Source organism: Dietzia sp. B19 (assembly GCF_014145155.1).
Classification (GTDB): Bacteria; Actinomycetota; Actinomycetes; order Mycobacteriales; family Mycobacteriaceae; genus Dietzia; species Dietzia natronolimnaea.
Genome location: NZ_JAALED010000094.1, coordinates 1 through 2121 on the forward strand (window position 1 = coordinate 1; position 2121 = coordinate 2121).

Genomic DNA, 2121 nt, shown 5'->3' on the forward strand with positions numbered 1-2121 from the left:
CCCGGTCCAGGGCTGAGGCGATCGCCGACCCCCCGGGCAGCGCGGCCGCCACGCCCGCCGCGACGTGCGGGAACGTCACCTCCGCGACTCGCTCACCGGACTCGCGGAACACCGCGACGGCGGCCCCGATCCTGTCCGCATCGGCTCTGATCGTCCCGTCGGGCATCTGCTCACCTCGTCGTCGTCGTGATCTCGTCCTCGCATCGCGGTCATGAGGTACGACGTCCCCACCCCGCCGGTCGGTTCCAGCGGACCCGGTACAGGCCGGTACCCACCCGACCTGTCGTACCCGTGGTGTCTACTCGGGGTGTGGGAGAACAGCGCTCCCCGGCCGCCGGACCACCGGTCGCCGGCGCCCGTCCCACGACCCGGTGGCGTCGCCCGGCACCGGGACCCCTCCCACAGAGGAGAGCATCCATGTCCCTCACCTGGACACCCACCATCGACCGCGCGCTCGCGGTCGCGGCCCGCTGCCACGCCGGCCAGACCCGCAAGGACGACCCGACGCCCTACATCGCGCACCCCGTGGCGGTGGCGATGATCGTGTCCGACTTCACCGACGACCCGGACGTGGCGGTCGCCGCGCTGCTCCACGACGTCCTCGAGGACGTCCCGCCGTCGGTCTACTCGGCCGATGACATGATCGCCGAGTTCGGCGACCGGGTCACCGAGCTCGTCCGCGGCGTCTCGGAGGAGAAGACCGCGGGTGAGGAGACCCCGCCGTGGCGGGTGCGCAAGGAGGGGTACCTCGCCGCGCTCGCGGAGGACTCGGAGGAATGCCTGCTCATCTCGGCGGCGGACAAGACCCACAATCTGCGCTCGATGGTCGCCGCCCACGAACGACTGGGTGACGACATGTGGGGGCACTTCAACGCCGGGCCGCAGGAGAAGCTGTGGTTCTACCGGTCGATCGCGGATGCCGTCACCCGGCGGCTCGGTGACTGCGCGGCCTCGCGTGAGCTCCGCCGGGCGGTGGACGACGTCGCGGCACTGGCGCCGGTGAGCGGCGGCTGAAGGTCACACCGCCGGGAACTCGGCCTTGATCCGCAGCAGGGTCTTGGCCTGGGTCCGCCCCTCGAGGCCGAGAACCAGGCCGGCGGACTTGAGGCGCCGGGCGAGGTCGGAGTCCGCGGCGAACTCGGACTCCGACTCGATCGTGATCTCCACCCGGCGTCCGCCGTTGAGCAGCACCGACTGCTTGGCGGCGTCCAGGCCGGGGATGTTGGTCCACCGGATCGGCCCGGGGTCTCGAGGGGAGGCCCCCGAGCCCGAGAAGGAATAGTCGAAGTCCGTGCTCTGGGTGCGGGTCACCTTGCCCCACCCAGCCATCGGTCCCACCCCCACCCGGGCGGCGACGGCGTTGCGGCGGGCGCTGTAGGTGGCGCACTCGATCTCGCAGGCCCCCAGGGTGTTCATCACCCTCAGCGCCTCCTCGAACCGCTGCCGCAGGCTCCACGCGTCGTACTGGCCGAACGGCACCAACAGCGGGCGGCCCTCGATCGGCGCCTGCACGTAGACCACCCGGGGGACGACCTCGCCCTCCACCACGTCATACCCCGACCGCACCTGCATCGGACGTTGGATGACGTCGGTGAGCAGACCGCGCTTGTCGGTGACGGGTGCGGTCTCGTAGAAGGACACGAGCTGACTCACTGGCGCTCACCTCACTGTTCGAGGTCGCGGCGGGTGCGGACCTGACGCCCAGAGTATCCGGCGCCGCACGATCGGCCCGCCCGTGCCCAGAGCTCACCCGAGGGGCCACTCCCCGAGTTCGGTGAGGTCGTCGGCCTCCGCGGTGACGGCCGTGGGCTCGCACCCGAAGCCGACCATCTCCGTGCCGTCCTCGAGCGTCACCCGGCCGAGCTGCATCGGTCTGGGGAGCTGGTCGAGGAAGCTGCCGAGCGCCGCCGGGGAGACCGTCCACCTCTCGCCGAGCAACGCGGCGCCGTCCGGGTGACGCAGGACCCCCGGCTTGGGCGGTTCGGTGTCGAGGCGGTACATCCGGTAGTCGGCGCTGGACCGGACCGGCCCACGCCAGGCGGCGCCACGTGAGGTGAGCTGGTGCTCGAGCGGGCCCCCACGCCGGTGTGCGCCGAACACCACCAGGTCGACGGCCGGCGC

General features: G+C 72.0%; 2 protein-coding genes and 1 pseudogene. 1 reads left to right on the forward strand and 2 read right to left on the reverse strand.

Annotated features, from left to right (window positions below):
• The first annotated feature begins 417 nt into the window (after positions 1-417).
• Entirely contained in the window at positions 418-1014 is a 597-nt protein-coding gene (locus G6020_RS03730) for an HD domain-containing protein (RefSeq protein ID WP_182609698.1), read from the forward strand.
• 3 nt (positions 1015-1017) lie between these two features.
• Here G6020_RS03730 and G6020_RS03735 read toward each other — a convergent pair whose 3' ends face one another.
• A complete protein-coding gene (locus G6020_RS03735) occupies positions 1018-1653 on the reverse strand; it encodes a hypothetical protein (RefSeq protein ID WP_017835462.1) in 636 nt (211 codons plus the stop codon).
• A gap of 93 nt (positions 1654-1746) precedes the next feature.
• Positions 1747-2121 (reverse strand): annotated as a pseudogene (locus tag G6020_RS03740) (allophanate hydrolase); the annotation flags it as partial.

Excerpts from the sequence above, each read along its gene's own strand:
- G6020_RS03730 (WP_182609698.1), top strand. The coding sequence starts at position 418 with ATGTCCCTCACCTGGACACCCACCATCGACCGCGCGCTCGCGGTCGCG.